The sequence below is a fragment of the Actinomycetospora sp. genome (assembly GCF_055612215.1).
The window spans coordinates 1-5,817 of the sequence record NZ_JBVPVA010000386.1; the positions used below are offsets into that span (position 1 = coordinate 1).

Annotated in this window: 6 protein-coding genes; 3 read left to right on the forward strand and 3 right to left on the reverse strand. The window is 76.2% G+C overall.

The annotated features are described in order from the left end of the window. The first annotated feature begins 482 nt into the window (after positions 1–482). Together AC0CYZ_RS11045 and AC0CYZ_RS11050 are read left to right on the forward strand one after the other, a co-directional pair. Positions 483–626: a hypothetical protein gene (locus AC0CYZ_RS11045; RefSeq protein WP_472215199.1), complete on the forward strand. Its 144-nt coding sequence runs from the start codon at positions 483–485 to the stop codon at positions 624–626. After that, on the forward strand, positions 623–1,411 hold the full coding sequence (locus tag AC0CYZ_RS11050) for an ESX secretion-associated protein EspG (protein WP_472215201.1): 789 nt from the start codon (positions 623–625) through the stop codon (positions 1,409–1,411). Before AC0CYZ_RS11045 ends, AC0CYZ_RS11050 begins: the two co-directional genes overlap by 4 nt. Positions 1,412–1,432: 21 nt before the next feature. On the opposite strand, the gene AC0CYZ_RS11055 is transcribed toward AC0CYZ_RS11050, so the two are convergent. The 3 genes from AC0CYZ_RS11055 to AC0CYZ_RS11065 all read right to left on the reverse strand — a co-directional run bounded on the left by AC0CYZ_RS11055 (position 1,433) and on the right by AC0CYZ_RS11065 (position 4,492). Further along, positions 1,433–2,212, reverse strand: a complete 780-nt coding sequence (locus tag AC0CYZ_RS11055) for a vWA domain-containing protein (protein ID WP_472215203.1) — start codon at positions 2,210–2,212, stop codon at positions 1,433–1,435. A 173-nt stretch (positions 2,213–2,385) separates the two neighbouring features. After that, positions 2,386–3,333 carry an AAA family ATPase gene (locus AC0CYZ_RS11060; RefSeq protein WP_472215205.1) on the reverse strand — a complete coding sequence of 316 codons (948 nt, stop codon included), beginning with the start codon at positions 3,331–3,333 and terminating at the stop codon, positions 2,386–2,388. Between the two features lie 34 nt (positions 3,334–3,367). Then, the gene (locus tag AC0CYZ_RS11065) at positions 3,368–4,492 is read right to left on the reverse strand and encodes an NDMA-dependent alcohol dehydrogenase (protein ID WP_472215207.1); all 1,125 of its coding nucleotides are present in this window, start codon (positions 4,490–4,492) and stop codon (positions 3,368–3,370) included. A 140-nt stretch (positions 4,493–4,632) separates the two neighbouring features. Between AC0CYZ_RS11065 and cysS the strand changes: the two genes are divergently transcribed. After that, positions 4,633–5,817: cysteine--tRNA ligase (gene cysS / locus AC0CYZ_RS11070; RefSeq protein WP_472215209.1), on the forward strand; the 1,185-nt coding region annotated here is incomplete at its 3' end.

Sequence of the window (5,817 nt, forward strand, 5' to 3'; positions counted from 1 at the left end):
GCGGAGGTGGCGGTGCACCCGGAGCCGGTGGTGGCGGTGCCCCGGGGCCGGGAGGAGCGGGCGCGACGGGCGGCGGGGCCATCGGGCTCCCCGGATCGCCCGGGAGCGCGACCGGCGGCGGAGCACCCGGCAAGACCGGACCGAGGGGCGGCGCGACCGGCCCCGGCTCGGGTGCAGGCTCCGGTGCGGTCGGCGAGACCCCGGGGCACCCGCGCGGCGGGACCGGCGCCGGGGCCCTCGGACCCGGGACGGGGTCGGACACTGCGGCCGGATCCGGGTCGCCACGACCCGGATCTCCGGCACAGTTCCCCGGCTCCGGCTCCGGCTCCGGCTCCGGTTCCGGCACCGGCCCCGCCCCCGGCGGCCCGGCCCGGCCCGTCCTCGAGCCGGGCCCACGCGCCGGGACCGGCGGACCGATCCTGGAGTCCGGGGGGGGCGGCCGCGCCGCCGCGCCGCCCACCCCGACGGGCGAGGGCGGGGCCGTGCCGTTCGCGCCGATGGGCGGCTACGCCGGCGGCGGCTCCGGCGACCAGCGACTCCCGCGCGCGGGGTACCTGCACGAGGACGATCCGGACGCGATCGCGGGCGAGCTCCCGCGCGTCGCGCCGCCGGTGATCGGCGAGTGACGGCCTCCGTGCCGGAGGCGCCCGCGCGCCGCCTGCGCCTCGACCGGGACGCCTTCCTCGCCGCCTGGCGCCACCTGCGCCTCGGGGACCGCCCGCCGCTGCTGGAGGTCCCCGACGAGGCCGCCACGCTCTCCGCCCGCGACGCCGCCGACCGCGCCGCCCTCGCCGCGCTGCACACCCGCGGGCTGGCGCGCACCGGCCCGCCCGGCACCCCGCCCGTGCCGATCGGGGACCTCGCCGACGCCCTCGCCGTCCTCGCCCGCCCCGAGGTCGACGTCGACCTGCGGTGCTGGGAGGGCCCGTCCGCCGTCGCGCGCCACGGACACGCCGCGGTCTCGGGCCAGCTCGCGGTCGTGGCGGAGCCCGACGTCGACCGTCGGGGGCTCGTCCTCGACCTCGTCGCGCGGACGCCCGACGCCCGCACCGACGGCGACGTCGTCGCGCTGCTCACCGCCGGCCTGCTCGCGCGCCTCCCCGACGAGCCCGCCCTGCCCGGCGTCCCGATGACGGTGCCCGCGGCGGCGCTGTTCGGCGACCGCCCGCTTCATGGCCTCGCACCCGCCGTCGCCCACCGCCTCGCCGCGCTGCGCGCCGACCCGCCGCGTCGCCAGGTGCAGATCGGCGCGACGTGCCACCGGGGGTCGGGCCGCCGGGTCGGTCCGCTGACGGTCGTGGACGCGGTGGCGGGCCGCATGGTCGTCGAGGTGGCGAACGGCCGGGCCCGCATCGTGCCGACCGACCGGGGCGGCATCGTCCGGGAGCTGGCCCGCCGCGCCGGCGGGTGACGGCCACCGTGCCGTATGAGCTCACCGCAGGACGGCGGCGACGGCGGCGGGCGCGTCGGAGGCCCGCAGCAGCGGCGCGTGCCGTCCGCCCCCGGCGCCGGCCAGCCGCGCGCACGCGGCGACCGCCTCCGCCGAGTCCACGGTGCGCAGCACGGACACCGTCACCCCGGACCGGGCCGCCACCGGCACCGGGTCCTCGCCCTCGTTCCACGCCCCGTCGGTGAGGACGACGATCTCGCGGTGCGCGGCACGGGCGTCGTGGAGCTGCGCGAGCGCGGTGCGCAGCCCGAGCGCGAGGTCGGTGGTGGAGCCGCCGCGCAGGTCGAACAGCGCGTCGAGCACCGCCGACGCGGGCCGCGGCGACGACCGCGCCCGGAGCACCACCGCCCGCGACCAGAACGCGACGACGCCGAGCTCGTCCCCGGGCCGCAGCCCGGCGGCCAGCGCACCCGCCGTCGTCACCGCCGTCGACAGCGGCTTGCCCGCGACGGAGCCGGACGCGTCGACCAGCAGCACCGTCGCGCGCGCCGAGGAGCGCCAGCCGCGCCAGCGCAGGTCGTCCGTGCCCGGCCGGGGCGACCGCTCGAGGGTGGCGTCGAGGTCGAGATCGGGGCCCTCGCGGTCCACCGTCGCGAGGCGCGTCGTGCCCCGCCGCTCCTCCTGCCCGAGCCGGGGCGGGCGGATCACCAGCTTCGCCGCCAGCCGGCGGGCCGCGGCGCGCAGGCCGGGGTCGGTGGCGCGGGCGAGGTCGGCGAGCAGGTCGACCGCGGCGTCGGGGTCCTCGGTCGCCCGGGAGCTCATGGCGGCCTCGTCGAGCACGCCGACCCGAGGGCTGACCTGCGCGAGCCCGTCGCCGTGCCGGTTCTCCAGCTCGGCGCGGGTGGTGGTCCGCCGCGACTGGTCGCGCAGCAGCTCGGCGACCTTGCTCGGGTCGGAGACGACCCGCGGCGGCGCCCCGGGCGAGCGACCCGGGGTCAGGCTTTTCCCGGGGCGTCCGCACCCCGCGGGTCGGACCCCGCCGCGTCGTCGGGACGGGGCCCCGTCGCCGCCCAGATCGCCGAGACGACCTCCTCGACGGTGCGCGACGAGCCCTCCACCAGCGTGACCCGCCCGGTCAGGGCGGCCCGGGCCGCGTCGGCCCCGGTCTCCTCCGACGGGTGCGCGGGCGCCTCGGCGCGCAGCGACGCGAGCGACGAGGCGAGCGCGACCAGGTCGAGCGCCCCGCGCACCGACGACCCCAGCCGCAGGTCGGGGTGGCTGCGGGTGGCCCGCACCGCCTCGACCGCCCGCCGCGCGAAGGCCTCGTCGGGACCGTCGGGCCCCTCGGAACCACGGGCGACGATCGCGAGCTCCTCGGGGGCGCTCTGGTGGTCGAAGGCGACGCGGCAGGAGCGGTCGTAGAGGGCGGGCGTGATCCGGCCGGTGCCGACGCCGTCGGACGGGTTCATCGCCGCGACCAGCCGGAACGTCGCGGCGGCGTCGACGGTGCCGAGGCGCGGGACGTGCAGCCGCCGCTCGGAGAGCACCCCGAGCAGGACGTTCAGCGTCTCCTCGGGGACCCGGTTGAGCTCCTCGACGTAGAGCAGCGCGCCGCTGCGCAGGGCGCGCACGAGGGGGCCGGGCACGAAGTTCTCGGGCCGGTAGTCCTCGGTGAGCACCCGGGAGACGTCGTGGTGGCCGACCAGCCGGGTGGGCGACAGCTCGGCGTTGCCCTCCACCAGCTCGAACCCGACGCCCGCGCCGTCGGCCAGGGCGCGGAGCAGGGTGGTCTTGCCGGTGCCGGGCGGGCCCTCGAGCAGGACGCTGCGCCCGGAGGCGAGCGCCGCGGCGAGGACCTCGGACTCGGTGCGGCGCCCGACGACGGCCGCGCGGGCCGCGTCGAGCATGCCCCGGGCCGGCAGGACGCCGGCCCGGGGCAGCACGCCGTTCGTGGTGGTGCTGATCGTGGTCCCCGGATCAGTCGAAGATCAGGACGCCGCGGATGTTCTTGCCCGCGTGCATGTCCTCGTAGCCCTGGGCGACCTCGTCGAGCTTGTACTGCTTGGTGACGAGCTCGTCGAGCTTGAGCTTCCCGTGGTTGTAGAGGTCGAGCATCTTCGGGATGTCGGCGCGCGGGTTGGACGACCCGAACAGCGAGCCCTTGAGCTTCTTCTCGAACAGGGTGAGCTCGCCGATCGGGATCGGCACGCCGACCTCGGTGATGTCGCCGAGGCCCGTGACGATGACGGTGCCCTGCTTGCGGATCGAGGCGAAGGCGTTGCCGACGTGCTCGGGCTTGGTGACGCCGATCGTCACGATCGAGACGTCGGCGCCCTGCCCGTTGGTGAAGCCCTTGGCGATCTCGGTGGCCTCCTCGATCGACTCCACCGCGTGGGTGGCGCCGAGCTCCTGGGCCTTCTCGCGCTTGAACGCGACGGGGTCGACGGCGATGACGTTGGCCGCACCCGCGTGCACCGCACCCTGGACGGCGTTCGCGCCGATGCCGCCGATACCCTGGATGATCACGGTGTCGCCCGGCTGGACGTCACCGGTGTTCACCGCGGAGCCCCAGCCGGTGCCCACCGAGCAGCCCAGCAGGCAGGCCACCTCCAGCCGGGTGTCGTCCGCGACCTTGATCGCCGAGTCCACCGCGACCGTCGTGTACTCGGAGAACGTGCCGATGCCGCACATCTGGCCGACCGGCGTGCCGTCGTCGAGCTGGAGGCGGGTGGACGGGTCGTCCCAACGGGTGCCGGCGAGCAGGCCCGCGCCGAGGTCACAGAGGTTCGAGTGGCCGGTGGCGCACCAGCGGCACTTCCCGCAGGCGGGGAGGAAGGAGAAGATCACCTTGTCCCCGACCTCGAAGCCCTTGGTGTTCGGCCCGACGGACTCGACGACGCCCGCGCCCTCGTGGCCCCCGGCGAACGGGTAGGTGCCGACCGGGATGTCACCGGTGGCGATGTGGTCGTCGGAGTGGCAGAGGCCCGACGCGACCATCTTGACGCGGATCTCGTCCTGCCGGGGGTCGTCGACCTGGACGGTCGCCGTCTCGTACTTGCCCGGTGCTGACCGCACCAGGGACGTGCGGCAGGTGATGGACAACGCAGATCACTCCTCACGCAACGGCTCTGTAGAACGTGCTCGGGGATGCACCCTATGGCGCCGGTCACGCTCGGGCCAGGGTTTCGGTGCGGTGGGACCGGTTTCGGGAGAGGTTCGACTCCGTCCGTAGGATCCCCGTGGTGAGCCTGCACCTGTACGACACCGCTGCACGCGCGCTGCGGGAGTTCCGCCCGCAGCACGAGGGCCGGGCGTCGCTGTACGTGTGCGGGGCCACGGTGCAGGGAGTGCCGCACGTCGGGCACGTCCGCTCGAGCGTGGACTTCGACGTGCTCCGCCGCTGGCTGGCCCACGGCGGCCTGGACGTCACGCTCGTCCGCAACGTCACCGACATCGACGACAAGATCCTCACGAAGGCGGCCGAGGCGGGCCGTCCGTGGTGGGAGTGGGCGGCGACCCACGAGCGGGAGTTCACCGCGGCGTTCGACGCGCTGGGCTGCCTGCCGCCCTCGGTGGAGCCCCGGGCCACCGGACACATCACCGAGATGGTCGAGCTCATCGAGCGGCTCATCGCGGCCGGGCACGCGTACCCCTGCGACAACGACTCCGGCGACGTCTACTTCGCCGTCGGCACCTGGTCCGACTACGGCACGCTCTCCGGGCAGCGGCCCGACGACGTGGAGCAGGGCGAAGCGCCGTCGCGCGGCAAGCACGACCCGCGGGACTTCACGCTGTGGAAGGCCGCCAAGCCCGGCGAGCCCAGCTGGCCGACGCCGTGGGGGCGGGGGCGGCCGGGCTGGCACCTGGAGTGCTCGGCGATGGCCACCCACTACCTCGGGCCGACGTTCGACATCCACGGCGGCGGGCTCGACCTGGTGTTCCCGCACCACGAGAACGAGCAGGCGCAGTCGCACGCGGCCGGTGACGGTTTCGCGCGCTACTGGATGCACAACGCCTGGGTGACGATGTCCGGCGCGAAGATGTCCAAGTCGCTCGGCAACACCCTGACGATCCCCGCGGTGCTCGAGCGGGTCCGGGCGGTGGAGCTGCGCTACTACCTCGTCGCGCCGCACTACCGCTCCACGGTGGAGTACTCCGAGGGCGCGCTGGCGGAGGCGTCGGCGGCGTACCGGCGGATCGAGACGTTCGTGCACCGCGTGCAGGAGCGCATCGGCACCGTGGGCGCGCAGGCGGCCCCCGGCACGATCGAGCCGTTCGCCGCGGCGATGGACGACGACCTCGGCACCCCGGCCGCCCTCGCCGTCGTGCACGAGCAGGTGCGCGGGGGCAACACCGCGCTCGACGGCGGTGACCGCGAAGCCGCCCTCGCCGCCGCCGCCGCGGTCCGGCAGATGACCGGCATCCTC

What these genes read in the sequence shown, in the direction of transcription:
- AC0CYZ_RS11055 (WP_472215203.1), bottom strand. Translation starts at nt 2,212, where the DNA reads ATGAGCTCCCGGGCGACCGAGGACCCCGACGCCGCGGTCGACCTGCTC.